At 59.7% G+C, this 24740-nt stretch carries 30 protein-coding genes, 2 tRNA genes and 1 pseudogene; 15 read left to right on the forward strand and 18 right to left on the reverse strand.

Translation table 11 applies throughout. From position 1 onward, the window contains the following. The first annotated feature begins 405 nt into the window (after positions 1 to 405). From ACGYK9_RS06235 to ACGYK9_RS06250, 4 genes are all read left to right on the forward strand, one after another. Entirely contained in the window at positions 406 to 654 is a 249-nt protein-coding gene (locus tag ACGYK9_RS06235) for a tryptophan synthase subunit beta (RefSeq protein WP_394413178.1), read from the forward strand. Between the two features lie 51 nt (positions 655 to 705). Further along, complete coding sequence (locus ACGYK9_RS06240; protein ID WP_394422443.1) at positions 706 to 972, forward strand: tryptophan synthase subunit beta; 267 nt, start codon at positions 706 to 708, stop codon at positions 970 to 972. A gap of 39 nt (positions 973 to 1011) precedes the next feature. Continuing rightward, positions 1012 to 1278, forward strand: a complete 267-nt coding sequence (locus ACGYK9_RS06245) for a tryptophan synthase subunit beta (protein WP_271691952.1) — start codon at positions 1012 to 1014, stop codon at positions 1276 to 1278. A gap of 202 nt (positions 1279 to 1480) precedes the next feature. Continuing rightward, positions 1481 to 2014 carry a LuxR C-terminal-related transcriptional regulator gene (locus ACGYK9_RS06250; protein WP_209217422.1) on the forward strand — a complete coding sequence of 178 codons (534 nt, stop codon included), beginning with the start codon at positions 1481 to 1483 and terminating at the stop codon, positions 2012 to 2014. Between the two features lie 15 nt (positions 2015 to 2029). Here ACGYK9_RS06250 and ACGYK9_RS06255 read toward each other — a convergent pair whose 3' ends face one another. From ACGYK9_RS06255 to trpA, 8 genes are all read right to left on the reverse strand, one after another. Next, on the reverse strand, positions 2030 to 2608 hold the full coding sequence (locus ACGYK9_RS06255) for a DUF4893 domain-containing protein (RefSeq protein WP_394413184.1): 579 nt from the start codon (positions 2606 to 2608) through the stop codon (positions 2030 to 2032). Positions 2609 to 2610: 2 nt separating this feature from the next. Beyond that, complete coding sequence (locus tag ACGYK9_RS06260; RefSeq protein WP_271689374.1) at positions 2611 to 2994, reverse strand: DUF2237 family protein; 384 nt, start codon at positions 2992 to 2994, stop codon at positions 2611 to 2613. Positions 2995 to 3009: 15 nt separating this feature from the next. Beyond that, complete coding sequence (locus tag ACGYK9_RS06265; RefSeq protein ID WP_394413187.1) at positions 3010 to 4185, reverse strand: serine hydrolase domain-containing protein; 1176 nt, start codon at positions 4183 to 4185, stop codon at positions 3010 to 3012. A 114-nt stretch (positions 4186 to 4299) separates the two neighbouring features. Next, on the reverse strand, positions 4300 to 4998 hold the full coding sequence (gene pth / locus ACGYK9_RS06270) for an aminoacyl-tRNA hydrolase (RefSeq protein ID WP_394413190.1): 699 nt from the start codon (positions 4996 to 4998) through the stop codon (positions 4300 to 4302). Between the two features lie 175 nt (positions 4999 to 5173). Then, positions 5174 to 5827, reverse strand: coding sequence for a 50S ribosomal protein L25/general stress protein Ctc (locus ACGYK9_RS06275; protein WP_271689377.1), 654 nt, complete (start codon positions 5825 to 5827; stop codon positions 5174 to 5176). 113 nt (positions 5828 to 5940) lie between these two features. Further along, entirely contained in the window at positions 5941 to 6561 is a 621-nt protein-coding gene (locus ACGYK9_RS06280; protein ID WP_394413193.1) for a hypothetical protein, read from the reverse strand. Next, complete coding sequence (locus ACGYK9_RS06285) at positions 6555 to 7745, reverse strand: L-lactate dehydrogenase (protein ID WP_394413196.1); 1191 nt, start codon at positions 7743 to 7745, stop codon at positions 6555 to 6557. Before ACGYK9_RS06285 ends, ACGYK9_RS06280 begins: the two co-directional genes overlap by 7 nt. A 139-nt stretch (positions 7746 to 7884) precedes the next feature. Then, a complete protein-coding gene (gene trpA, locus ACGYK9_RS06290) occupies positions 7885 to 8676 on the reverse strand; it encodes a tryptophan synthase subunit alpha (protein ID WP_271691945.1) in 792 nt (263 codons plus the stop codon). A 156-nt stretch (positions 8677 to 8832) separates the two neighbouring features. Here trpA and ACGYK9_RS06295 point away from each other — a divergent pair, with 156 nt between their 5' ends. Together ACGYK9_RS06295 and ychF are read left to right on the forward strand one after the other, a co-directional pair. Then, on the forward strand, positions 8833 to 9024 hold the full coding sequence (locus ACGYK9_RS06295; RefSeq protein ID WP_067261693.1) for a hypothetical protein: 192 nt from the start codon (positions 8833 to 8835) through the stop codon (positions 9022 to 9024). Between the two features lie 59 nt (positions 9025 to 9083). After that, complete coding sequence (gene ychF, locus ACGYK9_RS06300) at positions 9084 to 10181, forward strand: redox-regulated ATPase YchF (protein ID WP_394413199.1); 1098 nt, start codon at positions 9084 to 9086, stop codon at positions 10179 to 10181. An 85-nt stretch (positions 10182 to 10266) separates the two neighbouring features. Here ychF and ACGYK9_RS06305 read toward each other — a convergent pair whose 3' ends face one another. Beyond that, positions 10267 to 10569, reverse strand: coding sequence for a hypothetical protein (locus ACGYK9_RS06305; protein WP_394413202.1), 303 nt, complete (start codon positions 10567 to 10569; stop codon positions 10267 to 10269). Positions 10570 to 11003: 434 nt separating this feature from the next. On the opposite strand from ACGYK9_RS06305, the gene ACGYK9_RS06310 reads away from it, so the two are divergent. The 3 genes from ACGYK9_RS06310 (at position 11004) to ACGYK9_RS06320 (ending at position 13265) form a co-directional block, all read left to right on the forward strand. Beyond that, a tRNA-Ser gene (locus ACGYK9_RS06310) sits at positions 11004 to 11093 on the forward strand. A 220-nt stretch (positions 11094 to 11313) separates the two neighbouring features. Beyond that, a complete protein-coding gene (locus ACGYK9_RS06315) occupies positions 11314 to 11535 on the forward strand; it encodes a hypothetical protein (protein WP_394410725.1) in 222 nt (73 codons plus the stop codon). Between the two features lie 143 nt (positions 11536 to 11678). Then, positions 11679 to 13265 carry a gamma-glutamyltransferase family protein gene (locus ACGYK9_RS06320; RefSeq protein ID WP_394413205.1) on the forward strand — a complete coding sequence of 529 codons (1587 nt, stop codon included), beginning with the start codon at positions 11679 to 11681 and terminating at the stop codon, positions 13263 to 13265. 60 nt (positions 13266 to 13325) lie between these two features. On the opposite strand, the gene ACGYK9_RS06325 is transcribed toward ACGYK9_RS06320, so the two are convergent. Further along, a complete protein-coding gene (locus ACGYK9_RS06325; RefSeq protein WP_271689384.1) occupies positions 13326 to 13715 on the reverse strand; it encodes a DoxX family protein in 390 nt (129 codons plus the stop codon). 276 nt (positions 13716 to 13991) lie between these two features. Between ACGYK9_RS06325 and ACGYK9_RS06330 the strand changes: the two genes are divergently transcribed. Both ACGYK9_RS06330 and ACGYK9_RS06335 read left to right on the forward strand, forming a co-directional pair. Continuing rightward, positions 13992 to 14066, forward strand: a tRNA-Asn gene (locus ACGYK9_RS06330). A gap of 156 nt (positions 14067 to 14222) precedes the next feature. Then, positions 14223 to 16208: a DUF6538 domain-containing protein gene (locus tag ACGYK9_RS06335; protein WP_346348372.1), complete on the forward strand. Its 1986-nt coding sequence runs from the start codon at positions 14223 to 14225 to the stop codon at positions 16206 to 16208. Between the two features lie 317 nt (positions 16209 to 16525). Here ACGYK9_RS06335 and ACGYK9_RS06340 read toward each other — a convergent pair whose 3' ends face one another. From ACGYK9_RS06340 to ACGYK9_RS06375, 8 genes and pseudogenes are all read right to left on the reverse strand, one after another. Then, entirely contained in the window at positions 16526 to 16978 is a 453-nt protein-coding gene (locus tag ACGYK9_RS06340; protein WP_276154920.1) for a hypothetical protein, read from the reverse strand. Next, positions 16953 to 17150, reverse strand: a complete 198-nt coding sequence (locus tag ACGYK9_RS06345) for a hypothetical protein (protein WP_276154919.1) — start codon at positions 17148 to 17150, stop codon at positions 16953 to 16955. The genes ACGYK9_RS06340 and ACGYK9_RS06345 overlap by 26 nt, the downstream gene beginning before the upstream one ends. Continuing rightward, a complete protein-coding gene (locus ACGYK9_RS06350; protein ID WP_276154918.1) occupies positions 17144 to 17413 on the reverse strand; it encodes a hypothetical protein in 270 nt (89 codons plus the stop codon). Before ACGYK9_RS06350 ends, ACGYK9_RS06345 begins: the two co-directional genes overlap by 7 nt. Further along, a complete protein-coding gene (locus tag ACGYK9_RS06355) occupies positions 17410 to 18735 on the reverse strand; it encodes a hypothetical protein (RefSeq protein ID WP_276154917.1) in 1326 nt (441 codons plus the stop codon). The genes ACGYK9_RS06350 and ACGYK9_RS06355 overlap by 4 nt, the downstream gene beginning before the upstream one ends. Beyond that, entirely contained in the window at positions 18732 to 18950 is a 219-nt protein-coding gene (locus ACGYK9_RS06360; RefSeq protein WP_276154916.1) for a hypothetical protein, read from the reverse strand. The genes ACGYK9_RS06355 and ACGYK9_RS06360 overlap by 4 nt, the downstream gene beginning before the upstream one ends. A gap of 567 nt (positions 18951 to 19517) precedes the next feature. Continuing rightward, positions 19518 to 19985 carry a hypothetical protein gene (locus ACGYK9_RS06365; RefSeq protein WP_276154944.1) on the reverse strand — a complete coding sequence of 156 codons (468 nt, stop codon included), beginning with the start codon at positions 19983 to 19985 and terminating at the stop codon, positions 19518 to 19520. 225 nt (positions 19986 to 20210) lie between these two features. Beyond that, a pseudogene (locus ACGYK9_RS06370) lies at positions 20211 to 20261 on the reverse strand (hypothetical protein); the annotation flags it as partial. 789 nt (positions 20262 to 21050) lie between these two features. Next, positions 21051 to 21665 carry a TetR/AcrR family transcriptional regulator gene (locus tag ACGYK9_RS06375; protein WP_276154915.1) on the reverse strand — a complete coding sequence of 205 codons (615 nt, stop codon included), beginning with the start codon at positions 21663 to 21665 and terminating at the stop codon, positions 21051 to 21053. A 162-nt stretch (positions 21666 to 21827) separates the two neighbouring features. Here ACGYK9_RS06375 and ACGYK9_RS06380 point away from each other — a divergent pair, with 162 nt between their 5' ends. The 4 genes from ACGYK9_RS06380 to ACGYK9_RS06395 are packed head-to-tail and all read left to right on the forward strand — an operon-like array spanning position 21828 to position 24730. Continuing rightward, complete coding sequence (locus ACGYK9_RS06380; protein WP_276154914.1) at positions 21828 to 23012, forward strand: lipid-transfer protein; 1185 nt, start codon at positions 21828 to 21830, stop codon at positions 23010 to 23012. 13 nt (positions 23013 to 23025) lie between these two features. Next, a complete protein-coding gene (locus ACGYK9_RS06385; RefSeq protein ID WP_276154913.1) occupies positions 23026 to 23466 on the forward strand; it encodes a MaoC family dehydratase N-terminal domain-containing protein in 441 nt (146 codons plus the stop codon). A gap of 20 nt (positions 23467 to 23486) precedes the next feature. Next, the gene (locus tag ACGYK9_RS06390) at positions 23487 to 23894 is read left to right on the forward strand and encodes a MaoC family dehydratase (protein WP_276154912.1); all 408 of its coding nucleotides are present in this window, start codon (positions 23487 to 23489) and stop codon (positions 23892 to 23894) included. A gap of 8 nt (positions 23895 to 23902) precedes the next feature. Continuing rightward, positions 23903 to 24730: an SDR family NAD(P)-dependent oxidoreductase gene (locus ACGYK9_RS06395; RefSeq protein ID WP_276154911.1), complete on the forward strand. Its 828-nt coding sequence runs from the start codon at positions 23903 to 23905 to the stop codon at positions 24728 to 24730. Positions 24731 to 24740: the final 10 nt, after the last annotated feature.

Below are 24740 nucleotides of genomic sequence, written 5' to 3' on the forward strand. Positions count from 1 at the left end.
CGGGCCTGCGTGAAAACGTAGGCCCGTTTTTTATGCGGTGAAGCGAAGGGCGCGATTTGCGCATAAACTTTGGGCAGGGGGTTAAGTTCTTTGCCGAAAAAGGTCGAAAAAACTTTCACCTTGAGAAAAGACCGGCTAGCCTTCTGTTATAGCCAGCGCGCCTGCGTGCGAAACCCCGTTTCGCCCTTGTAGGCTTGACGCTAAGGCAACATCCTCCAGTTTTTCGCGCCCGATTTGCTTCGTAAACCAAAGTTTATGACGCTCTTACAGGGGTTTAGACCGGACGATTTAAACCCGGGGCAGATAGCCAATCCCCCCTCGAATGCCCTTTTCCCTGTCATCCCAACGACGCCGCGTCACCGATGAGCGGCTCGCAACCCAACCCGGGACTGAAAGGAACACGATATGAAAAACGCATTCGCAACCGCCACACTGATCCTTGCCACAGCAGGCACCGCCGCTTTCGCACAGGGCATGGAAGGCCAGCAGGTCGGCTATACCGCAGATCACGCAGATGCCGCCTATTCGACACGCAACGTCACTTCCGACGCTCTAAGCTTCGACGATCTGCGCGCCGAAACACCTGCCGAGGCAACAGCGACCGTATTCGTCACCACACAAGACGCACAAGAAGATGGCCGTTTCGTCCGCTAAACGCGGGCCACGGCTCCTCCCCCTAACTTTCTCCCCCGAAAGGCTAAAACGATGAAAATGACACTCGCAACAACCGCACTGATCCTCGCCACCGCAAGCACCGCTGCTTTCGCTCAAGGCATGGAAGGCCAGCGCATCGGCTATAACGACAAGACCGACAATGGCGTTTCCTACTCCAGCCGCAGCGAAGCCGTGGATGAGACCAAGCTGGAAGTCTTCAAAGACGGTATCCTGCGCGCCGAAGACCTCTCCGACGTGACCATCACCGTCTTCCCGACCGCGCAGAGCGACGCTTCGGTCAACCGTTTCCCGCGCTGATTACTGCGCGACCCTAACTTTCTCCCGAAAGGACACGACATGAAAAAGACACTCGCAACCACCGCCCTGATCCTTGCCACAGCAGGCTCCGCCGCTTTCGCACAGGGCATGGAAGGCCAGCAAATCGGCTATAACGACAAAGCTGATGCAGGCGTTTCCTACGCCAGCCGCAACGACGCGGTCGACAATGTGAAACTGGACATCTTCAACAACGGCACCTTCCGCGCAGAAGACACATCTGACGTGACCGTCACCGTATTCCCCGCCGCGCAAGACGCCGAGAAAGTGAACCGTTTCCCGCGCTGATATCGGCCTGATGCCTGCTAAGGCATTGCGGTAAAACAGTCTTCCGGCCAGCCAAGCAACCCTGAACTGGCCTCAAGAGAATGCACTCGCCCCCCGGGGCGGGTGCCAAATCACTAAGGGTTGATCAAGGCGCATGTCCGCCATCCCTTGCACTTCGGTGCGCCGCGGTTAAATACGGCGAACACCAAGGCAAGGCTTCACCATGAATAATAAGAAAAAGATCGCACTGTGGGTTATCGCCGCTCTACAGTTCAACGCCACTGTCTATTTCGTGCTCGTTTTTGCACTGGAGGGGCGCGGCGTAACGCTTTTCGGTACCCCGCTGGCTGATATTGGTCCGAACAAGGGCATTCAGGTTTTGGGTCTGATTCTCGGGGTCGTTCTGGGCTGGATGGCACTGCGGATGAGCCTCCAGCGGGCCGAGCGGGCAGAGACGGCACTGCGTCATTGTACGGTGGAATTCGCCGATGTGCTCGAAGAACACTTTCGCGAATGGCACCTTACCCCGGCAGAGCGGGACGTGGCGATTTTCCTGACTAAGGGTTTGAATACACGCGATATTGCTGAGATGCGCGGCACGTCTGAAGGGACCGTGAAGGCGCAGACCAATGCGATCTACCGCAAGGCGGGCGTGACCGGGCGGACCCAGCTTCTCAGCACCTTTATCGAAGACTTGATGGACGATTCCCTGATGCCGCGTCCCAAGTCGAAACTGCATCTCTGCCACGCGGCCTAAGGGTGGCGTGGCGCCTCAGCGCGTCAGTTCCAGAATATCGAAATCGCTTTCCACTGCCGGTGACGGGAACAGCAGCCGCGCGCGGGTGGGGCTGACCCGCTGAAACACGGCCACGTCGCTTTGTACCTTGCCGCCTGAGGTAAAATCTTCGGGCAGATCGGCATAATCGGGCGGCGTTTCGCCCCGGACATAGCCCACCCCGGCATAGATCGCGCGGCCTTCGCGCAGGGTAATCTCGCCCTTGGTAAGCTGTGATCCGGTGAGTTTTTCAAAGGTGAAACCGCGATTGCTGGCGGTAAAGCGGCATTTGAACGGGCTATAGGCCACAAGCGGACTGATCCCGCCCAGCTTGATCGTGCGGCAAGACCAATCGCCCTGCAAATCGGCGGAGAATGCGACCTGAGGCTGCCCAGAGAGCGCGCGGGTTAAAATCGCCACATCCCCGGCGTCGCCCCCGTTCAGCGCTTGCATCATGGCATCGCCAAAGGCGGCGTCAAAGGTCTCTAACCGGGCGCTATCGACGGGGCGCAGGGTGGTTTCCGCCCAAGCGGTGACGGGCAAGAGCAGCAGGAGGGGCAAGAGGCGCAGGCGCATGGTTAATCCTCACTCGGGTCGATGGCATGGTCGCGCAGCACCTCCAGCGGCACGATATCAAGCGCGCGCAGATGCGTGGCGGCCAGATGCACCCGCGGGGCGCAGCCCTCGTCTGCGGCTTGCAAGAACCGCGCGGCACAAAGGCACCATGCGTCGCCCGGCTTCAGCCCGGCAAAGCCGAACTCGGGGCGCGGGGTGCTGAGGTCATTGCCGACATATTTCGAATAGGCCAGAAACTCCGCCGTCATCACCGCGCAGACCGTATGGCTGCCCTGATCCTGCGCGCAGGTGTTGCAATGGCCATCGCGGAAAAAGCCCGTTACCGGATCGGTCCCGCAGATGGCAAGGGGCTGGTTCAGAACGTTGATGCTGTCGTCCGGGGTCATGGCTTCCTTTCTGTCTCAGCTGTCCTCGTCGAGTGAGGCTGCGATCTGGCGGAAAATCTCGATGTTATGTTCCGCCACCCCGGCCTCACGGAATTTACGGTCGGCGGCATTGGTGGCGATGACCACATCGCGGGCGCTGTCGACATAGATGTACTGCCCATAGATGCCGCGCGCCATATATTCCCCCTCGGGCGCGCCCTGCGGGATCCACCATTGGTAGCCATAGCCGATGCGCCCCTCGGCGGTGGGGGCAGTGGGGCTGGTCGATTCTTTAACCCAGTCTGCGGGCACGATTTGCTGGCCGTTCCATTGCCCACCTTGGGCGAACATCTGGCCGAAACGGGCATAGTCGCGCGTGGTCATATTGAGGCCCCCGAGCACGAAGGCGGTGCCGGAGCCATCGACGATGTAATAGGGCGCATGTTCCAGCCCCAACGGCGCGATGACCTTCTCGCTCAGCAACTCCGGCACGCTGCGCCCGGTGGCACCACGCACCACCATGCCGATCACATGGGTGTCGATCGACACATATTGCCACTGGCTGCCCGGCGCGGTGAAGGTCTCGGACAATTCGGCGGTGAAATCGTCGAGCCTGCCGCCAAGCGCCACCACCCGGCCCATGCGGTTGATGTCTGAATCGTAGTCCAGATAATCTTCGTCAAATGTGACGCCGCTGGCCATATGCAGCACGTTGCGCAGGCTGGCCCCGTCATAGGCGCTGCCCTTCAGGCTGGGGGCATATTTGGTCACCGGATCGTCGAGGGATGCGATCTGGCCCTCCTCCAGCAGGATGCCCACCAGCGCCGAAAGATAGCTTTTCGCCACCGACCAGCTGATGCGGCGGTCCTCGGGGCCGGTGCCTTTGAAGTAGTTCTCATAGACGATGGCACCGTCTTTCAGCACCACCAACGCGGTCACGTCACGCGCCGCGATCCAGTCGTCCACCGCCTTTGGCAGTTCGGTTTCGGGGCCATAGGGAAGCTCGGTCGTCAGCCCGTCTCCCCGCGAAACGGGGGCGGAGAGGAAAGCGCCGTCCATATGGCTGAAGTTGTGCACGATCTTCTCTTCGGAGAAGAGAGAGTTCACGGCCAAGAGCCGTTCGATCTCTTCCCGCTTCCAAAGACCGATGACGATGGCCGCCAGCAAAAGCGCCAGCAAGACCCGGCCCAGCCATTTTCCGAATGTACGCATGATATCCCCCCTGTTAGCCCGCAGTGAACCACGGCGCGGGGGCGGGGGCCAGCCCGACATTGCGTCAGCACGGGCGTCAGCAGGGGCGCCGGGATGGGCGTGAGGCCGAAAGCGTTAGCGGAAGCGGTCCATCAGCTTTTGCAGCGGCGATTGGGGCTCTGCCTCCGGCTCGGGCTTGCGGGGGGCGGGCTTTGGCTGGGCTTCGGTGGGCTTCTTTGGCCCCTTGCTGCCGGTGCCCGAGCGGGGCGGGGCCACGCGCAGCGCCACGGCATTCATGAAACGGCCAGTGTCGCCCCGTGCAAGATCCGCCGCCCCGTCCGAGACGCCGCGCAGCACATCGTCCAGCCAACCTTCGTCTGCTTTGGGGAAGTCGCGCAGCACATAGCCCGCCACCGCGTCCTTATGGCCGGGATGGCCGATGCCCATGCGCACGCGGTCATAGTCCGCCCCGATATGCGCGTGGATCGAACGCAGCCCGTTGTGGCCTGCATGGCCGCCGCCGGTCTTGCATTTGACCTTACCGGGGGCGAGGTCCAATTCGTCATGAAAAACAATCACATCGGCGGGGTCGATCTTGTAGAACTTCATCGCCGCCTGAACCGATTGGCCGGAGTTGTTCATAAAGGTTTCGGGCTTGAGCAGCACCGCCCGGTCAGAGCCGAAACGCCCCTCGCTGACGCTGCCCTGAAACTTGCCCTTCCACGCGGAAAACCCGTGATCTTCGGCAATGCGGTCCAGCGCCATGAAGCCGATGTTGTGACGGTTGCGGGCATATTTCGCGCCCGGATTGCCGAGGCCGACGATCAGTTTCATGGGCGAGGTCTCCTTTGGTTTCGCCTATCTTAACAAGCGGGGCGGGAGAATGTCCCCAAGGTCGCCGGAATTTTTTGCAAATTCCGGGGCGATTTCTTTGAAAGAAATCGGGCCCCAAACGCAAAACGGGGCCGCGTGATGCGACCCCGTTTCAGCACAGCCTTGCGGCGCGCTATTATTCACCGTCGGGCGGGCCCATTTCGGTTGTCGGCACTTCGTCCGCTGCCGTGTCGTCATCGTCGTCATCTGACGCGGCCAGACCAGCAGGTGCAGAGATCGTGGCAACGACGAAGTCGCGGTCGATCGTGGGTTTCACACCTTCGGGCAGGTCGACGCGGCTGATGGTCGCGCTGTCGCCGATTTCGAGGCCGGTGATGTCGACGGTCACATGCTCGGGGATGTCCGCGGCGGTGACGACCAGTTCAACTTCCGGACGGACCAGAGTGAGCACGCCACCCTTTTTCAGGCCGGGGCATTCTTCTTCGCCTTTGACGTCGACGTTGATGAACAGGTTGATCTTGGTGGTCCGCTTGAGGCGCATCAGGTCGATGTGCGTGGGCAGGTCCTTGACAACGTGCCGCTGAACGTCGCGGCAGATCACACGAACGTCGTCGTGGCCTTCAACCTTGAGGTTGAACAGGGTCGCTTTGAAGCGGCCTGCGCGCAGCTTGGTCAGCAGCTTGTTGAAGGGGATGTTGATCGGCAGCGGCTCTTTGTCGCCACCAAATACGATACCAGGAACCATGCCGTCACGACGTGCTTGGCGAGCGGCGCCCTTGCCTGTCCCCGCGCGTACCTGGGCTTCAAGATCAGGAATCTCTCCGGCCATTTTAGTCTCCAAATTTGTTAGGGCGGGAATCCTCCAAGGCTGTATTCCCGCGTGAAGCCGCGCGTATAGACCGGTTTTGCCCGGCTGGAAAGGGCAAAAGGGCGGGGGCGTCGCTATTCCTGCGGCGTGCGCAGATAGCCATCCGCCGCCATGAGCCGGTCGTAGAGGGCAAACTCCTTGGCGCGTGCGGCGCGCAGGCGGGATTCGACCTCCTGCGACAGGGGCGCGGGCAGATCGGGGGAGACGTTCTTGGGCTTGAGCTTGACCTCCCGCCCCAGTCTTTCGGCCAGAAAATCGCGAAAGGCCGGTTGGCGTTCATAGGCGAAGAGGTGCTCGACCAGCAGGTCGCCATGGTCAGAGGTCAGAAAGGAAAACTGGCTGCCGATCTGCGCGCGGGGCGGGGGCGTGTCGGAAATGACTTCAAGAGCGAAGTCCTCGAAACTTAGCCCCTTGGTGCTGAGCGGTTTGCCATCCAGCCGGGGCTGGCTGCGGTAGCGATACCAGCTTCGGATTTGCTCGACAGGGTTGCGCATCACCGCCAAAGCCTCGGGGGAGGCCGAGAAGGTTTCCTGCAAAAAGGGCAGGACGCGCCGCCGATAGCGCAGGGCAGTCAGATGTTTGCGCCCCCGCGAAAAGATGATCTCGGCCTCGGGTTTCAGCGCCATTTCGACAGCGGTGGTCCCGGTTTTAGGCGTGGCGAGAAAGGTAAGGTTTCGGCTGAGAAAGATCAGCATGTGCCCGGATCGCGCGGCCGTTCCTGCCAATCACCGCCAAAGTTGCGCGGGATCAGCAGGTTGTGCCGCCCGAGGTTGGCGATCTGCGTCTCTCCGCAGAGCGCCATGGTCAGATCCAACTCGCGGTGGATCACCTCCAGCGCGCGGGTCACGCCCGGCTGCCCCATCGCGCCCAGCCCATAGATGAAGGCGCGCCCGATATAGGTGCCTTTGGCCCCCATCGCCATGGCTTTGAGCACGTCCTGACCCGAGCGGATACCGCCGTCGAGATGGACTTCGATCTGGTCGCCCACCGCGTCGAGGATCTCTGGCAGCATGCGGATCGAGCTTAGCGCCCCATCAAGCTGTCGCCCGCCGTGGTTGCTGACGATGATCGCATCGGCCCCGACTTTCAGCGCCATGCGCGCATCCTCGGCATCCAGAATGCCCTTGAGGATGACCTTGCCGCCCCATTGCTCTTTGATCTTGGCAATCTTGTCCCAATCGAGCGAGGGGTCGAACTGCTCTGCCGTCCAAGCGCCGAGGTCCGCGTTGTCGGTGACCCCATGCACATGGCCCACGATATTGCCGAAATGCCGCCGCTTCGCGCCCAGCATCTCGCGCCCCCAGCCCCATTTGGTGGCGAGGTTGGCAAGCGTTTTGACCGTTAGTTTGGGCGGGGCGGAAAGGCCGTTCTTCAGGTCTTTGTGCCGCTGTCCGAGGATTTGCAGATCGAGCGTGATGAGGAGGGCCGAGCAGTTCGCGTCCTTCGCGCGCTGGATCAGGCGGCTGACATAGTCCTGATCGCGCATGGTATAGAGTTGAAACCAGAAGGGTTTCGTCGTCGCCTCTGCCACGTCTTCGATAGAGTTGATCGACATGGTCGAGAGGGTAAAGGGCACGCCAAAGGCTTCGGCTGCGCGTGCGGCTTTGATCTCCCCATCGGCGCATTGCATCCCCGTCAGGCCCACGGGGGCGAGGGCCACAGGCATGGCCACCTCTTCGCCGATCATCTGCGTCGCCGTGCTGCGCCCCGACATATCCACCGCGACCCTCTGGCGCAGGCGGATTTGGTCAAAATCGCTGCAATTCTCGCGGAAAGTCTGCTCGGTCCAGCTGCCCGATTCCGCGTAGTCGTAGAACATCTGCGGGACGCGGCGTTTGTAGATACGTTTGAGATCGTCGATGCTGGTGATGACGGGCATGGGCCACCTGTGCTGAATGGGTTAACTTTTGGTAGCAACTGGTGGGGGGCTTGGCAATTGGGAAGGCTGGGGCAACGAAAAAGCCCGCGCGGCCAGTGGGGCAGCGCGGGCTTGGGGTCGTTTCCCAAGGCGAGGGGGATTACGCTGAATGCGCCCCGTCGGCCAGTGATTTCACAAAGCCCAGCACATCCTCTGCGCTGTCGCCATTGGCGATCCGGCTGACGATGGCCGAGCCGATCACCACACCGTCGGCCACTTCGGCGATGGCGCGGGCTTTCTCGGGCGTGTTCACGCCAAAGCCCACGATGACGGGCAGGCCGCTGGCCTTTTGGATGCGCGCCACCTCGGGCGAGACATCCGCGGCATTCGCCTCGGCCGAGCCGGTGATGCCGGTGATCGAGACATAATAGACGAAGCCGGAGGTGTTCTGCACCACGCGCGGCAGGCGCTTGTCGTCGGTCGTCGGTGTGGCAAGGCGGATGAAGTTCAACCCGGCATCCTGCGCGGGCAGGCAAAGCTCGATGTCTTCTTCGGGCGGCAGGTCGACCACGATCAACCCGTCGATCCCGGCGTCTTTGGCTTCTTTCAGGAACGTCTCGACGCCCATGGAATAGATCGGGTTGTAATAGCCCATCAGCACGATCGGGGTCGTGTCGTCATTTTCGCGGAAGGCGCGGACCATTTCCAACGTGCGGTTCAGCGTCATGCCCCCTTCGAGGGCGCGTTGACCGGCAAGCTGGATCGTCGGGCCATCGGCCATCGGATCGGTGAAGGGCAGGCCAAGCTCAATGATGTCGACCCCGGCAGCGGGCAGGCCGCGCACGATTTCCAGCGAGCGGTCGAAATCCGGGTCGCCCGCCATCACATAGGAGACAAACGCCTTTTTGCCGCGGGCGCGGAGGTCTTCGAATTTGGCGTCGATACGGGTCATGTGGCTTGCCTCATTTGGTGCTTTCCTCGGCAATGCCGAATGTCGCGGTGAAAATCAATCCACCGCGGGGCAGGGGGCGGCAAAATTCGCCTCCGGTGGGCGCCTATGGCACGCCGCGCCCTTCCATTTTGCGCAAAGCCTCCTATCTCATGGGCCATGAATTATGTACTCGCCCTTTTCCTGCCGCCGCTGTCGATCCTGCTGATCGGACGGCCCATCCTGTCCATCGTGGTCTTCCTGATCTGGCTGCCCGCGATCATCTTCTCGGGCGGGTTGACGCATCCGATGTTCATCCTGCTGGCTTGGATCCTGATCTATCAGGCGCATCAGGACCGACGCGCGCGCTGAGCCTTGCGCTTTGCGGCCCTTACCCCTAACACACGCGCAGCTTTTATAGGGGTATCGTCATGGGTTTCAAAATGGGCATCGTCGGTCTGCCGAACGTCGGCAAATCGACCCTTTTCAACGCGCTGACCCGCACCGCTGCGGCGCAGGCGGCGAATTTTCCGTTCTGCACCATCGAGCCCAATGTCGGCGAGGTGGCGGTGCCCGATGCGCGGCTCGACAAGCTGGCCGAGATCGCCAAGTCGAAAAGCATCATCCCCACGCGCATGACCTTCGTCGACATCGCCGGTCTGGTGAAAGGCGCGTCTAAGGGCGAAGGTCTGGGAAATCAGTTCCTCGCCAACATCCGCGAAGTCGACGCCATTGCTCATGTGCTGCGCTGTTTTGAAGATGGCGACGTGACCCATGTCGAAGGCCGCGTTGACCCCGTGGCCGATGCCGAGACCATCGACACCGAACTGATGCTGGCCGACATCGAGAGCATCGAAAAACGTTTGCAAAACATCGTTCGCAAGGTGCGGGGCGGTGACAAGGAAGCGGTCCAGCAAGAGCGTCTGATGCGCATGGCGCTGGAGGCGCTGGAAGACGGCAAGCCCGCCCGCGTGGTCGAGGTCGACGAGGACGACGCCAAGGCTTGGCGCATGCTGCAGCTGCTGACCACCAAGCCCGTGCTTTACGTCTGCAACGTGGGCGAATCCGAGGCCGCCGAAGGCAACGAACATTCCGCCAAAGTCGCCGAGATGGCCGCCGCACAGGGCAATTCCCATGTGGTGATCTCGGCCCAGATCGAGGAAGAGATCAGCCAGCTCGAAGCCGAAGAGGCCGAGATGTTCCTTGAAGAAATGGGGCTGAAGGAAGCCGGGCTCGACCGGCTGATCCGCGCGGGCTATGAGCTTTTGCACCTAGAGACCTATTTCACCGTCGGCCCCAAGGAGGCGCGCGCTTGGACCATCAAGTCCGGCACCTCCGCGCCCAAGGCGGCGGGGGTCATCCACGGTGATTTCGAAAAGGGTTTCATCCGTGCCGAGACCATCGCCTATGATGATTTCGTAAGCCTCGGCGGTGAGGGCCCTGCAAAAGAAGCGGGCAAGATGCGGGCCGAAGGCAAGAGCTATATCGTCAAAGACGGCGACGTGCTGCACTTTCTGTTCAACACATGATCAGCGGGCAGGGGCCGAGGCCTCCGCCGACATAAAAAGCCCGGCAGCGCGCGCTGCCGGGCTTTTTGTTTGTTGGGGCAACAGCTTACTTGCTGTCGTTGCCCGGGCCAAAGCCACCGTAGACATAGCCTTCACCGGGGCTGCGCAGGGCGTTGCGTGTGCTCATCACGGTGTCGCGGTTCTTGTCGGTGTCGGCGGTGTTCAGCATGATGTCGTTCGCCTTGGTCGAGGCATGCGGGTTCCGCATACGGTCGCTGTTACCATAGACGTCGCTCCCGTCGGCGTTCACCGAAGTGTCGAGGAAAATGTCGTTGTGACGGGTGGAGTTGTCGGCAACGGCAGCGGTCGAGATCAAAGCGGCGGCGGCGGTGGTCATGATGAGTTTCATAGCGTGTTCCTTCAGGTTTCTGTTAAATCGCGTCATTGCGATGTCATCGTTTGTGGTGAAGTAACGGGCGCTCCGCAGCGAAAGTTTCGCTGCGGTTGCGAGTTTGGGGATAGGGCGGGGCGTTTTGCTTGTGCGAAGGAAGGCTGCGGTCTTTTTTTCTGTATATATTCAGTTAGTTGATATATCCCTCGCATTGTTTCACAAGTTATTCACGCTGCCGTGTAAGTTACTTCAGCCGCGCCAAATGGCCGGGAAATGCCAGTGGTTGGGGCTGCTGGGATGGCTGCTTCTGCACAGCAGCACAGTTGATCACGCAGCATTCCGTCTCAGCGCAGCGGATCAGCGGGCGGAAAAAGAAACCCACCGCAAGAAATGCAGAATTTCCCACGAATTTCGCCTTGCCCCTCGGGCGCGACCTCTTTAGACGGGTCGACGGAGACGTGGCCGAGTGGTCGAAGGCGCTCCCCTGCTAAGGGAGTAGGCCCGGAAGGGTCTCGAGGGTTCGAATCCCTTCGTCTCCGCCACCCACACCTGCACGATAGTACCGCCCCCGACCGGGCCGTCATCGCATGCGCCCCAGCGTACCCCCGCTTTGCAACTTCGTTACATTTGCCCGGCACGGTCTCACCAGCCCTCCGCCTTATTCTCGGCAGAATTTTCGGCCAGCATTCTAAATATCCGGGGGGACCAGATCCTTGGCGATGGCGGCGAGACGCCCCATCGCTCAGCGAAAGGGGGTTCCAGATGTTGGTTAACGTAAGAGACTGGTCTCGCATCCTGCATAATTGCATCTTCTCCGATGCCGATCAGTCGCTCTGTGCAAGGGCGTGGCAATACCGGGAGGAGAGCGTTCTTTGGGCGCTGTGGGTCATGATCTTTACCCCGGGCCACTGCGAGCGGAGTTTCCGCCACCACCGCAAGATGCTGCGCCTCAAGGCGCGCAGCTCCGCGGGCAGCGGCGGGTAACAAAGCCGCCAACAAGCACGTTATCCCCGCGGAATTCTCCCGCTGGGCAGTTGCATGCAGATGCATTCACGTTCACTTTGCCGGCAACGCCGCAGGCGGCCGGTTTGACCGCGCCGCTGGCCTTACCCAAGCAAAGGACAGCCATGCTTCGTCACGATCCCATTTACCCGTCCCACCGATCTCCTGTGGTTGCCGACAATGTCGTCGCGACCTCTCAGCCCTTGGCCACGCAGGCCGGTCTCTTGATGATGCAGCAGGGGGGCAATGCGGTTGATGCGGCGATCGCCACCGCCGCGGCGCTGACGGTGGTGGAGCCTACGGGCAATGGGCTGGGTTCTGACGCTTTCTGCATCCTCTGGGACGGGGAGAAGCTGCACGGGCTCAATGCCTCGGGCCGCGCGCCTGCCGCTTGGTCGCCTGAGCGGTTCCCCGAGGGCATGGTCGAGCATGGCTGGGACAGTGTCACCGTGCCGGGCGCGGTCAGCGCTTGGGTCGAATTGATGGAGAAGTTCGGCAAGCTTGATCTGGCGACGGTGCTGGCCCCGGCGATCCGCTATGCCGAAGAGGGCTTCCTCGTCTCGCCCACCATCGCGACACTCTGGGCGCGCGGGGCCGAGGTTCTGGGCAAACAGCCGGGCTTTGCCGAGACCTTCCTCCCCGAGGGGCGCGCCCCGAAAGCCGGCGAGCGGTTCCGGAACTCCGGCGCCGCACGCACCCTGCGCCTGATTGCCGAAACCAATGGCCGCGCCTTTTACGAAGGCGAGATCGCCGAAGAGATCGTGGCGCACGCCAAGGCCAATGGCGGTGCGATGACCATGGAAGATCTGGCGGCGAACAAGCCCGAATGGTGCGGCACGATCAGCCAAAGTTTCGACGATGTAGAGCTGCATGAGATTCCGCCAAACGGGCAGGGGATCGCCGCGCTGATGGCGCTTGGCATTCTGGAGCATAGCGACATCCGCGCGCATGGCGCAGACGACTTGATGGCGGTGCATTTGCAGATCGAAGCCTGCAAACTCGCCTATAGCGATCTGCATGCCTATGTGGCGGATCGGACGGCCATGACGGAGGTCGACGAAAAGGCGCTGCTCGATCCCGAATACCTCAAGTCCCGCGCCGCGCTGATCTCGACCGAGAAGGCGCAGGACTTTGGCGCGGGCGCGCCCAAGCAAGGCGGCACGGTTCTGATGAGCACGGCGGATGCCTCGGGCATGATGGTCAGCTTCATCCAGTCGAACTACGCGGGCTTCGGCTCGGGCGTGGTGGTGCCGGGGACGGGCGTATCGATGCAGAACCGCGGCTTTGGCTTCACCACCGAGCCGGGGCATCAGAATATCGTGGCGGGGGGCAAGCGGCCCTTCCATACGATCATCCCCGGCTTCGCGATGAAGGACGGCCAGCCCCTGATGGCCTATGGCATGATGGGCGGCCCGATTCAGGCCCAAGGCCATATGCAACTGCTGTTGCGCACGCAGCTTTGGGGGCAGGACGTTCAGGTCGCCGCCGATGCGCCGCGCTGGCGCATTCTGTCGGGGCTGGAAGTAGCTTGCGAGCCGGCGATGGCGCCCGAGCTTTTGCAAGGGCTGCGCGATCTGGGTCATGTCGTCCATGTCGAAGCGCCGGACAATGCTTTCGGTTTCGGCGGCGCGCAGCTGGTGCAGCGTCTGCCCGAGGGCGGATATTCCGCCGGGTCCGATCCGCGCAAAGACGGGCAGGCGGCGGGTTTCTAATCAGGGCCGCTACCCCTGTGAGTTTGGCATGGCCCGTTCCAGGGCCATGCCGTTTTGTTTTCAGCCTTGCCCGCGCATCGCGTCGACCGACCACGGCCCCGGCCCGGCGGCTGCGAGGTAGAGAAAGCCAAAGCTGTAAAGCGCCGCCAGTTCACCGCCATTCAGCAGCGGAAAGAACCCCTGCGGCATATGCGCGATGAAATAGGCCACCGCCGTCAAGCCGCTCAGGATAAAGGCTGACAGGCGCGAGAACAGGCCGATCACCAGCAAGACGCCAAAGACCAATTCGATCACGCCCGCGATTCCACCCATCGAGGCGATCGACACGCCGTTCATCGGCCCGGCTGGAAAGCTAAGGATCTTGGTCGTGCCATGTTGCAGCACCAAGAGCCCCGACATGATGCGGAAAAGCGAGAGTATCTGCGGCTGGTAGGGGGAGAGGAAGGTCATGTTTTCCCTTTCAGGACATTGAGTTGTTCATACGAGCCCAGTTTCAACCGCAGCCCGCGCAACCCGTCCAGCCCTAAGCGCTGGGGGAGGAGATGTGTCACGGACCTGTGATGCCGACCCCCGGTGCCGAACCGTGTCGCGGGGCGCATTTTACGGGCGTTTGCAGATAATCGAAAAAAATTCACTTCAATCGGTCAATTGCTCTTGCGCACCCCGGACCGCCCGCGTTAAAGAGCCGCTGTCCGAGGGCGTTGCCCGAAAGACAGACATAGGCATTCCGGCGTAGCTCAGCGGTAGAGCAGTTGACTGTTAATCAATTGGTCGTAGGTTCGATCCCTACCGCCGGAGCCAATTTCCTGGTAAGCATCTGAGAATAAACGCATTTGGTGTTTGGCTCCGATGTTGTTTCCCAGAGTTGGCGAATTTGGTTGCACATGAGGTCGCACATCAGGTTGCCTCTGCTCCATTTCACCCATCGAAGCAGGCTCTCCGAAACCCGGAGATTGCATGCCCCTTTCAATTTACCTCTACCAGCAACGCGGACAGTACTATTTTCGTCGGCGCATCCCAAAGTTATCCACATCTCGTTCACCCGTCTTGGTCTCCTTAGGGACGAAAGACCCGAATCTTGCGCTTACATGTGTTGGGATGCTGACCATGGAGTTCGAGAACGTGCTGGATGCGTTTACCTTTGTTCTGGACGAGATCCCGGAAGAACTGATGCACCGTTACATGAAGGTACGGTTGACGCAGTCAATTCAGAAGTCGCGCCGTCAGCGGCGGCTTGAATGGGTCTTGGGCCGTTCCGGTTTTGCTGCTCCGGAAAATCGTAAACCTCTCCGAATTGCATTGGCTTCTCTCTTGCAGAACGGGATTGGAAAGCCGTTTCCCCCTAGCCAAATCAATCCGGAATGGTCATCCGACATGCTGGCTGACATTATGCGGTGTCACCATGCAGAGGCCCATGCCCTTTTGGCACCGGAAACGATGAATGCACTGACAGAGGAGTTTACCAAGGCGACAGGAATGATCCCGAGGTCGATGGAGCATCGCGCTCAAATCATGGAGGTTTATCTTCAGTCGCGGCTTGCCTCTCTGGACTGCCTCGACACGGACCAGGTGTCCGTTTGTAAAACGTACCAGGACATGCTCGGCGAAATCGCGAAGCCCGTGTCCGAAGGCCTCCCAATGCAAGAGCCTGCTCATCCGGAAACTCTGGCGCCGCCCACGAATCTCGCCCCTGTGGCGAAAACGATTGCGCATGAACCTGCGACCGCTGAGCTTGATCCAGTGTGTCTGACACCCGGCGTTAGACTCGCTCATGAGCCGTTGACCATCCAGCGGCTGACTGAGCAATTTGAGGCAGCGCGAGGCTGCAATGAGCCGCTGCACCGTTCGCCCGCCAAACAGCCCTACGGCGTAGACATCGCGGGCGCTTGTGAACGCAGCATCAAGATCGCCCAGGCAAACGGCGAGATGGACGACAAGACAGCCGATGCGCGGCGTTCTCGGGTGAAAACGTTTTGCCTGCTGGCGGGCGTTCAGACTGTTACCGAAGTGGAGCAATTTCATTTCCGGGTTTTCGAAGAGCGGGTCGAGAATCTTAGGAACAACTTTCTGAAACGAAAAGATGACGCCCTCCTGACGTGGATGGATCTCGAAGCAGAAGCGCTGGAACTGGAAGACGAACAACTGGGTCGCGCACCCTCGACCTACAACTCGTACCTTGAGCAATTTGGCGCGGTGTTGAAGCATGCGCGATTCAACGAAGGGTCCGCCGTAGACCGGGATCTTGACCCATCTCTGCTACGTCGCCAAGAGAAAGTGCGGGCCCGGAGCAAGCGCAATGCGTTCCAGCCTGACGAGATCAATGCGCTCTTCCAGCACCCGGTCTGGCAGGGCTGCCGCAGTGACGCGCGGCGGCACGAGCACGGCAATCAAGTCATCAAAGACGGACTGTTTTTCGTTCCGCTGATTGTCGCCTATTCAGGCGGGCGCATGGAGGAGATCGCCGGACTGACCGTGAATGCCATCGTCGAGGTCGATGGCCAGTACGGTCTTGATATTCGCACTCATGAGGAACGCCGCATTAAAAACGCGCACAGCGAGCGACTGATCCCGATCCATGAGCACCTGCTTGAACTCGGTTTGCTGGATTACCGCGGCAGGATGATGGCCAAAGGGGAGAGGTTGTTGTTTCCGGAACTTCGCCCGACCAGCGTAAAGAAAAAATTCATGTCCGCCCTGAGATACAACTGGAGGAAGATCCGCGAGGGTCAGTTGGGTGGCAATCCGAAAGGTCTCGATGGTCACAGCCTGCGCCACAGTTTCAATCAAGCTCTGAAGACGCGACCAGAGGTCCTGAAGGACGTCCGTCTCGATCTTCTTGGGCATGCCGGTGCGGACCTAAACGAGGAGGTGTATGGGGATGTGAATGGGATGCCGTTCGACCTGAAGAGAGCGGCGATCGACCTTTTGCCCCGAGTGTTCTGACTCCGCTCAAACTCTAGTGCCGGGGCGCCTCACCAAAGATAGGTTCGAGTTCGAACGGGCGGTCGGCAACTTGGGCGCTAACCGGACATCCGAAATATATCCACTGCAGACGGTGTTCTGACGATGGCACGGGCGAGATAGCCTAAGCGATGGCTTCACTAGAACAGCTTTCCAGTCGAGCTTCGTCAGTGATCAGAACGGCAGCAAGACTGGCTTTTTGAAGCTTCTGCAGCATCTCGCGGTAGAGGGTGTGCTGCCGGTGGGACGGGCCAATTTCCTTGATCGTCAGCGCCTATTTCCGTTCTGGGTGAGCGCGATCAGTCTCCGGGCTTTGCCTTAAGGAATGCACGCGCCATGGCGTTGAGATGTCCTTCAGCTTCCTCCCGCACTTCTTCCACAGCCTTGGCGATATCTGCAGAGCGCCGAGCGAGAATGCGTTCCTGTGTAGCGCGAAGCTTGCTGTTCTCGGCTTCAAGCTTCCGAGCCTTTCGCTGCAGTGTTTCGACCTCCTTACAGAGTTCGTCGAAAACTGCCCGGAAAACTCCGAGCGGGGCCGTAGGAACTTCCTTAGTATTGCCTCCTCCTGCCGTACCAGCGACGTAGCCACAATCTTCTGCTCGGCTCAGCGCCGACGAAATCCTGTCATTGGAAACTCCAAGCGGGCACATCTCCTTGATTTCCAAATATGTCGGCTTGCGACCTGCTCTGTCGACGAAATCAACGATGCAGTCGTCCAGTTCTCGGTTAGTGTGTTTGGCCTTCCGGCTCATCGTAATCGATCCCATTTTTTTTGTTGTCGCAGGTTACACCTATGCGCAGCGACAGCGCACCGAAGCGGTTATCCACAATTTTGAGCCATTCCTGCACGTCTGGGTTCCAAGAAAGGTAGAGCATACGGGCGACACCTGCGGTATTCACGGGTGTCGAACCCAGCCTCAGCATTTCGGAACATCCATCTGGTCAAACCTGCGATGGATCCGAGCGATTTCGTCCGTCGGATCGGGGCGGTCTGCGAGCGCCTGGACCGCCTCGGCGGTCCTGTACATAGCGGTGGCACAGACCTCGAGACTGATCTGAATCGCATGAAGGTCTGCAAGCATCTGTTCAATCGGCGCGGCGATCGGTGACGCACCGCGCTCCAGCAGCGTCTCGATCGCATCAAGGAGGCGGCGCAGGTCGCGGTAAAGGATCTCAGTTTCTGTCATGGCGTTGGTGTCTCCGTTTTGTGTTCGGCCGATGGAGAATGTGTTTGGTGTGGGTTTTGGCTGTCAGGCATGTTGATAGGCGGCATGTTCTCCAACCGTGAAAGTTGCTCGCGGGCTGCGCCGAAGCCATCGCCGGGGCGTCCAGCCCAACGGGTCAAGGCATCCATGACTTGGGCCGGCTGAACCAGTGCAGCGATTCGATCGAGCAAATCTCTGATACGCTTCGCGAGCCGGTCTCGGATGGAAAGAGGGACAGGTCTACATGCGCGCAGGATGCCCATAGGATTTGCCGAAGTCGGTGGCCGACAAAAAGCACGGTGGAGGACGCGGCGTGCATCATCCGCCCGCCTGTCCATTGCCTCTGTCAGGTCCCCTAGGGCAAGCGAAAGGATGCGCCGTCGCGCCTGGGCCATTGCGGGGTCCGGTGTAGGTGGGATCCGATGGCAAAGTGTTCCACGCAGGATCAGCTGCTGATCTCGTCCCTCCCGCTCCGAACACATGGCGATGGTATCAGAAGGGCGATGAGCGATACGCCATCCGAGATCGGACAAGACGGGCTTAAGCCCGGACAAGAGCGCTTTCCGGCTACCGACACCGCACCGTGCCAGAATGCGGGCCGCGAGCATGATTTGCACCCTCGGATCCTCGGCAGCCACGCGATCAGCGCCTTCGCCAGCGAAGTCGCCATCAGGTGTGAAGAGGCAGTCCGCCCAGCGATCCAAGGCAGCCGCCCGTTTGAGCACCCAGGAGGGACCACTGATCGCGGCCGCTTTATGAGGATCCGCAGGGTCGTACCATCCATTGTGATGGTTGACCGTATCTTGATACGCAGCCCAGATCCTGCGGCTTTCGGTAGTTGGTGGATGTGGGTTCCAGGCCCTTGGCACAACCTTCCCACTGATTCTTCGAAAAACTGCTCGTGGCACCAGAATATTGACCTCAAGGCGTCCGGTATGAAGGTGTGTGCCGACCAGCATTGGCGGGCGCGCTTCCGGTGAAATGCCCGTCCAAGCTACTTCCGCCCAGAGGGCTAAAGCCGCATCGATTTTCCGCCTCAGCTCGCGGTCGCCTGCCCGCCATGCGGTCATATCGATTTCGTCAGGAGCAAACGACAATGTGGCGCAGCTGTAGCGATGAATGGTCTCCAACGCTTCAATACATGCGGCGACCAGGCGCCCGTCCCCCGCGATGAGCTCCGGTGTCGGGTCCCTCGGCAAAACTTTTCTCTCTCCCGCGATATGAGCTGCATGGCTTTCGGACATCAGGTAGCCGACCACGCGAGCTGCAGGTCCGGTAGAATGAGGCGACCAGAGCAGCTTCACAGCGGGTCGCTCCCGTCTGTCCAGTTTTCTCCGGCAGCAAACTGGAGGCCTCGCCAGAGGTTTTCGTTAAGCCGGTCCAGCCTTTGTACCACATGCAAGATATCGATCTCACTGGGTGAGGCAGAGACGGTTTCTAGCAAAGTGTCCAATGCGCGATCCGTTTCGCGATATGCAAAGAGCAAGTCCAGAATATCCTCACTGGCGCTGGTGGACATGGCAGCACCCAATGTCCGCTCAGCGATGTACCTTGACCGCGATACGCCCTTCCTGTCGGCTCGTAGCTTGATTTCCTCCCACTCCGGGTCCGTAAGGGACACCTTTCGGGGGTGGGTTTTTTCATCGGTCTGAGCTCGGCGTTTCATCTGTGCTTTGTCCATAGTTGGCCCGGTTGCGGATTCTTGATCTGCTGCGGATGCTGATCGTTAAACTAGCAAGACCAAGATCCCGCCGAGCTCCTTCGCGGAAAAGGGCGACAGACGTATCTGTTGTGGATAACCACGGTTCAGGATGACCGGGTCGAACGTACAAGAGACGCGGAAACGTAATGTTTTTAGAAGCTTGGAACTCGCACTATGGCGGTTCCTGACCGGATCAAGAGGCAGCAGAAAAATGCGACGGCACATCCCTGGGCCCCGAATATCGGAACGAAGCACTAAACTATTTGGCGTACTTCACGCGAGTTCTGCCCAATTAGCTGAACCACGCGGCAAGACCTGCATGGATCTTCCTGATTGGCAGGTATCGTGCAGGCCACCACCAGCAGCACGATCAGCAAGGCCCGCTCACGCCCTTCCTGGCAGCAACTCGCGCAGACAATCGGGAAACACGGCAAGGCGCCGCGGGCCGGAGGCGCGGGTAAGGTCTAGCGCAGTGATGTCGAACGGGGCCGTGTCGAGTTGGCCGGGGAACAGCTCCACCAGCAGTCTTGCCGCGACGTCGTCGGCGACCATGTAGTCGGAAAACCGGACCACCCCCATGCCGCCCATCACCAGCGCGCGGACCGCCTCGCCGTTCTCGGCTTGCACGGGCGCGGGAAAGCCGACCTGTGACAGCGCCGCGAAATCCGCAGGACGTGCGGGCCAACTCGCCCGCTCCAGATAGGCGGGTTCGGTGCAGAGCTTCCATGCCGTTCGCCCCAGCCTGCGGTGCAGCACATCGCTGTCCTTCAGCAAATCGAACCGGATCGCCAGATCAGCGTGGTTGTCGATCAGGTCCACCGGGCGGTCGATCATGTCCAGCGTTTCAGACACCTGCGGGAAACGCGCTTGAGACGCCTCATAGGCGCGGCGCGATGACGCAGCACGAAGGGCACTCGCGCGTTCACTTTCAGCTGCTCGCGCGGGGTGCGGCTGCCTTGGGCGATGTCCGAGAGCGCCTCGGTCTAGCGCAGGATCTCCTGCGCCGCCTCCAACAGCTGCCGCCCCCTCCGGGGTCAGTTCGATCGCCCCGGCCGAGCGGCGTAGCAGGGTGATGCCTAAGATTGCCTCCAGCTGCGTCACCGTGCGCGACAGGGTCGAAGGCGCCACCCCGGCCGCATCCCGGTCTTGGCAAACCCGTCGCCCTCGTCCACCGCCGCAAAGGCGCGAGATCCCGTGTCCGGGGTAATTCGTGCATAAAACGCATTGACCCTTTGCAAACCGGTCTATTCACGCAAAACCCTATAGGGTTTCTGGCGCTTGGCCTTGGCACCTTCAAGATGAACGCGGGCGAAGTGCGAGAGATCACCAAGGCGGCTCTCGCCTCAGCCTACCGCCATATTGACACAGCGCAGGCCAACAAAAATGAGGCCCAGGTTGGTAAGGGCCTTCGTGCTGCCGCGACCCCGCACGACCAGGTCGTGTTTTCTTCGTATTATGCGAAAAAATTCATGTTTTTATCCTCGCGAAGGTACGTTTCCAGCGTTTCTACCGAAAATCATATAAGAAAGCTCTGGCAACCACGTGCAAGGTTAACTCGGGCAGCAAGAAGCATCGGGCGGCGGTTGCCGATGCGCGCGTCTCGCTGATAGGTAATCCTGAAGTCCGCCTGATGCCCAGCGGACCGCTGCGATGTCTTCGTTATTTCGAGGTGCAGGCAGAATGGCTACTGTCCCGTTTCCCCGTGGCGCGCCTGCACGATGTCGAGGGGGTGGCAAAGCTGGTTGGTCGAGCTGAGCCGGCTGAAACCGGCTACAGCGTGATACCGGGGTGCCATATGAGCGTTGCGCTTTCCATTCATCCCGTCGTCTTCCTGAAACAGGATAATTCACCCCCAAAAGGTCGCCCACTCAAGTGAGGGCATTTCAATTCAAAAAGAGACGGCAGTCTTGCTATATATTAGCGCCGCAATCCCTGAACGAAGGATTGCTTAAATTGATCGGATATTTCTGATGCCGGTGTGAATTTTGGTCCGCGGTTCCAGAAGGGTACCCAATTAAGAGCACCAAAGATCGCTGCGGAAGTTAAACGGGGATCGCAGGTTTCACGGATCTCGCCTGCAGCTATCCCCTCGATTACCGCATTACGAATTGACCAATCCAGCTGGTTCTTCCTAGCTCGGAGTTCAAGACGAACCTCGTCTATGAGCATGTTTTCACGTGTCAGCACGAGGCAAGCTCCAAAATCGGTCGTTATCCAGCGAGCATATTCATCGATAATGATTTCAATCTTAAGGATAAAGCTACGCGTGTCGTTATCAGCTGTCAGAGCAATACGTTCAAGTATGTGCATGCTCTGACGAATTGCCTCCATCAGAATCTCATCTTTACTTTGAACATAATAATATATGGTGCGCTTTGTAATTCCCAGAGATTTGGCCAGATCATCAAGCGAGGTTTTTTCGAATCCGTTCTCGTTGAAGAGACGGGCGCCCGCCTCGATAACTGCTTGGCGCTTTTTCCGCTTCAGTGTCTCGCGGCTTTCAACCACGTTCTGCCATTGATCGCTACTCATGTACTCAGCCTACAAAACCCTTTTTCTACATGAGGATATTTCACGCTTTAACCAAATTGTAAATCTTTACACTCTTCAGTTACAGAAATTTGTTGACAGGTAACCTTTAGTGGGGAATGGTAACCGGAGGGTGTAATTTCGAACTCAGAGGATGATGCACAGATGGCCCAGAAAGTTTATGTCGCCGGCGTTGGAATGACGAAGTTCAGTAAGCCGGGAGTTCATGATCCATACCCGGTATTTGGTGCAGCCGCTGTGCGCGACGCCCTTTCGGATGCGGGAATCGAGTACGATGCGATCCAGCAGGCCTATGCGGGTTACGTTTATGGTGACAGCACCTGCGGTCAAAAGGTGCTTTACGAGGTCGGCATGACTGGCATTCCAGTCGTCAACGTCAACAACAACTGCTCTACCGGCTCGTCGGCGCTTTATCTCGCGCGTCAAGCCGTGGAATCCGGCGCGGTGGATTGCGCGCTGGCCGTCGGCTTTGAGCAGATGCAGCGCGGCGCGCTGTCCAGCCATTGGGATGATCGCACCAGCCCGTTTGAATCCTTTGATGAAAAGACGGCCGAACTGGTCGGTCATGACGAATTGCCGCTTGCGCTGCGCTACTTTGGCGGGGCGGGCAAGGCGCATATGGACAAATACGGAACCGAGCTGCGCGATTTCGCCCGCGTGCGCGCCAAGGCGAGCCGTCATGCGGTCAACAACCCGCTGGCGCTGTTTCGCAACGAGATGACAGAACAAGACGTGCTGGATGCGCAAGTGATCTGGCCCGGCGTGATGACACGCCTGATGGCCTGCCCGCCGACCTGCGGCGCGGCGGCAGCGGTGATCGTATCGGAAGCATTTGCCAAGAAGCACGGGCTGCGCACGGATGTGAAGATCGCAGGGCAGGTGATGACCACCGACACGCCCAGCACGTTCGAGGCGGGCAACATGATGCAGGTGGTCGGCTATGACATGACCGCCGCCGGGGCCAAGCAGCTTTACGAGCAGACCGGTCTTGGGGCCGAGGACATGGACGTCGTCGAGCTGCATGATTGTTTCGCTCATAACGAATTGATCACCTATGAGGGGCTGGGCCTGTGTCCTGAGGGCGGCGCGCAAAAGTTCATCGCGGATGGCGACAACACCTATGGCGGCAAGGTCGTGACCAACCCGTCGGGCGGTTTGCTGTCCAAGGGGCACCCGTTGGGCGCGACCGGCCTGGCGCAGTGTTACGAGCTGACGCACCAGCTGCGGGGCACCGCGGATGAGCGGCAAGTCGAGGGCGCGCGCACGGCGCTGCAACATAACCTTGGTCTTGGCGGTGCCTGCGTCATGACCATGTATCAAGCAACTTAAAGGGGAGGCAGGGATGATTGACAAATCACACATCGGCCACAGCTTCGAGCCGTTCACGGTAGAGATCGAAAAGGGGCGGCTCAAGTTTTTTGCCCGTGCCACGGGGCAGGAAAATCCGATTTATCTGGACGAAGATGCCGCAAAAGCCGCAGGTTATTCCAGCCTGCCCGCTGCGCCGACTTTTCTGTTTTCGATCGATCTGGAGCAGGACAATCCGATGGGGTTCCTCGAGATGCTCGGCGTCGATATCGCGCGTATCCTGCATGGCGAACAGGAGTTCGAATATCATCAGCCGATCTGCGCCGGTGATTCCATCACGATGCAATCGCGCATCGCCGACATTTACGACAAGAAAAACGGTGCGATGGATTTCGTCGTGCAGAAATTCAAAGCGACAAACCAGCGCGGTGAACATGTTGCCGATATGACCCGCACGATTGTGGTGAGGAACTGAGTATGGCAGAGACACTTCACATGGCCGAGGTCGGCGACGCGATCCCCGGATATACCACCAAACCGATCACCCGCACAACGCTGGCGCTTTTTGCCGGCGCGTCCGGCGATCACAATCCGATCCATATTGATATCGATTTCGCCAAAAAGGCCGGCATGGACGATGTGTTTGCGCAAGGCATGTTGCCAATGGCCTATCTTGGCCGTTTGCTGACTGACTGGGTCCCGCAAACTGCGATCCGTCAATTCTCCTGCCGGTTCAGCGCGATCACACACCTGGGCGAGAAGATCAATTGTTCGGGTAAGATCACCGAAAAGTGGGAAGATGGCGGCGAGACTCTTGTCAAGCTGGCGCTCACGGCCGCGAATGATGCGGGCGAAGTCAAACTGGCGGGGGCGGCTGTTGTCGCTCTGCCTGCGAAAAACTAAGGATTATCATGTCGAAACTGAACGGAAAAACCGCCTTCGTCACCGGCTCGGGACGAGGCATCGGGCGCGCTGTTGCATTAAAGCTGGCTGCGGAAGGCGCAAACGTCGTCATCAATGACCTTGATGATGAACCGGCGGCAGAGGTAGTCGAAACCATCAAGGCGGCTGGCGGCAACGCGGTTGCCCATGTCGGCAGTGTGACCGAGGAGGGCTTTGCCGAGGCTTTCATCCAGACCGGCGTTGATGCCTTTGGCGGTGTCGATATTATCGTCAACAACGCAGGTTATACTTGGGATGCGATGATCGGCAAGATGAGCGACAAGCAGTTCGACGCGATTATGGATGTGCATGTCAAGGCGCCTTTCCGAATTCTGCGCGCGGCCTCCAATGTGTTTATTCCCGCGGCCAAGGCAGAGGCCGCAGAGGGCAAGGTCACCTATCGCAAGGTGGTCAACATCTCGTCCATCGCAGGTCTTGGCGGCAATGCCGGGCAGGCGAACTATTCGTCGGCCAAGGCGGCCGTTCTGGGTATGACCAAGACCCTATCCAAGGAATGGGGGCGTTATAACGTCAACGTCAACTGCGTCGCGTTCGGCTTTATCACGACCCGCCTCACCGAAGGCACGGACGAGAAAAGGAAACTGACCGTCGAGGGTAACGAGATCGCCGTGGGCGTCCCCAAGAAGGTGATCGCCGGTTTCGAGGCCGCGATTCCGATGGGCCGCGCCGGCACGCCCGAAGAGGCAGCGGATGGTGTTTATCTGATGTGCTCGCCAGAATCCAACTACATCTCCGGTCAGGTTCTGACCGTGGGTGGAGGCATGACGCTCGGCTAAGTTACACTCC

Origin of the sequence: Sulfitobacter sp. 1A15258, assembly GCF_043557045.1 — a bacterium.
Taxonomy (GTDB): domain Bacteria; phylum Pseudomonadota; class Alphaproteobacteria; order Rhodobacterales; family Rhodobacteraceae; genus Sulfitobacter; species Sulfitobacter faviae.

Excerpts from the sequence above, each read along its gene's own strand:
- ACGYK9_RS06235 (WP_394413178.1), top strand. The coding sequence starts at position 406 with ATGAAAAACGCATTCGCAACCGCCACACTGATCCTTGCCACAGCAGGC.
- ACGYK9_RS06240 (WP_394422443.1), top strand. The coding sequence starts at position 706 with ATGAAAATGACACTCGCAACAACCGCACTGATCCTCGCCACCGCAAGC.
- ACGYK9_RS06245 (WP_271691952.1), top strand. The coding sequence starts at position 1,012 with ATGAAAAAGACACTCGCAACCACCGCCCTGATCCTTGCCACAGCAGGC.
- ACGYK9_RS06250 (WP_209217422.1), top strand. The coding sequence starts at position 1,481 with ATGAATAATAAGAAAAAGATCGCACTGTGGGTTATCGCCGCTCTACAG.
- ACGYK9_RS06255 (WP_394413184.1), bottom strand. The coding sequence starts at position 2,608 with ATGCGCCTGCGCCTCTTGCCCCTCCTGCTGCTCTTGCCCGTCACCGCT.
- ACGYK9_RS06260 (WP_271689374.1), bottom strand. The coding sequence starts at position 2,994 with ATGACCCCGGACGACAGCATCAACGTTCTGAACCAGCCCCTTGCCATC.
- ACGYK9_RS06265 (WP_394413187.1), bottom strand. The coding sequence starts at position 4,185 with ATGCGTACATTCGGAAAATGGCTGGGCCGGGTCTTGCTGGCGCTTTTG.
- pth (WP_394413190.1), bottom strand. The coding sequence starts at position 4,998 with ATGAAACTGATCGTCGGCCTCGGCAATCCGGGCGCGAAATATGCCCGC.
- ACGYK9_RS06275 (WP_271689377.1), bottom strand. The coding sequence starts at position 5,827 with ATGGCCGGAGAGATTCCTGATCTTGAAGCCCAGGTACGCGCGGGGACA.
- ACGYK9_RS06280 (WP_394413193.1), bottom strand. The coding sequence starts at position 6,561 with ATGCTGATCTTTCTCAGCCGAAACCTTACCTTTCTCGCCACGCCTAAA.
- ACGYK9_RS06285 (WP_394413196.1), bottom strand. The coding sequence starts at position 7,745 with ATGCCCGTCATCACCAGCATCGACGATCTCAAACGTATCTACAAACGC.
- trpA (WP_271691945.1), bottom strand. The coding sequence starts at position 8,676 with ATGACCCGTATCGACGCCAAATTCGAAGACCTCCGCGCCCGCGGCAAA.
- ACGYK9_RS06295 (WP_067261693.1), top strand. The coding sequence starts at position 8,833 with ATGAATTATGTACTCGCCCTTTTCCTGCCGCCGCTGTCGATCCTGCTG.
- ychF (WP_394413199.1), top strand. The coding sequence starts at position 9,084 with ATGGGTTTCAAAATGGGCATCGTCGGTCTGCCGAACGTCGGCAAATCG.
- ACGYK9_RS06305 (WP_394413202.1), bottom strand. The coding sequence starts at position 10,569 with ATGAAACTCATCATGACCACCGCCGCCGCCGCTTTGATCTCGACCGCT.
- ACGYK9_RS06315 (WP_394410725.1), top strand. The coding sequence starts at position 11,314 with ATGTTGGTTAACGTAAGAGACTGGTCTCGCATCCTGCATAATTGCATC.
- ACGYK9_RS06320 (WP_394413205.1), top strand. The coding sequence starts at position 11,679 with ATGCTTCGTCACGATCCCATTTACCCGTCCCACCGATCTCCTGTGGTT.
- ACGYK9_RS06325 (WP_271689384.1), bottom strand. The coding sequence starts at position 13,715 with ATGACCTTCCTCTCCCCCTACCAGCCGCAGATACTCTCGCTTTTCCGC.
- ACGYK9_RS06335 (WP_346348372.1), top strand. The coding sequence starts at position 14,223 with ATGCCCCTTTCAATTTACCTCTACCAGCAACGCGGACAGTACTATTTT.
- ACGYK9_RS06340 (WP_276154920.1), bottom strand. The coding sequence starts at position 16,978 with ATGAGCCGGAAGGCCAAACACACTAACCGAGAACTGGACGACTGCATC.
- ACGYK9_RS06345 (WP_276154919.1), bottom strand. The coding sequence starts at position 17,150 with ATGCTGAGGCTGGGTTCGACACCCGTGAATACCGCAGGTGTCGCCCGT.
- ACGYK9_RS06350 (WP_276154918.1), bottom strand. The coding sequence starts at position 17,413 with ATGACAGAAACTGAGATCCTTTACCGCGACCTGCGCCGCCTCCTTGAT.
- ACGYK9_RS06360 (WP_276154916.1), bottom strand. The coding sequence starts at position 18,950 with ATGTCCACCAGCGCCAGTGAGGATATTCTGGACTTGCTCTTTGCATAT.
- ACGYK9_RS06375 (WP_276154915.1), bottom strand. The coding sequence starts at position 21,665 with ATGAGTAGCGATCAATGGCAGAACGTGGTTGAAAGCCGCGAGACACTG.
- ACGYK9_RS06380 (WP_276154914.1), top strand. The coding sequence starts at position 21,828 with ATGGCCCAGAAAGTTTATGTCGCCGGCGTTGGAATGACGAAGTTCAGT.
- ACGYK9_RS06385 (WP_276154913.1), top strand. The coding sequence starts at position 23,026 with ATGATTGACAAATCACACATCGGCCACAGCTTCGAGCCGTTCACGGTA.
- ACGYK9_RS06390 (WP_276154912.1), top strand. The coding sequence starts at position 23,487 with ATGGCCGAGGTCGGCGACGCGATCCCCGGATATACCACCAAACCGATC.
- ACGYK9_RS06395 (WP_276154911.1), top strand. The coding sequence starts at position 23,903 with ATGTCGAAACTGAACGGAAAAACCGCCTTCGTCACCGGCTCGGGACGA.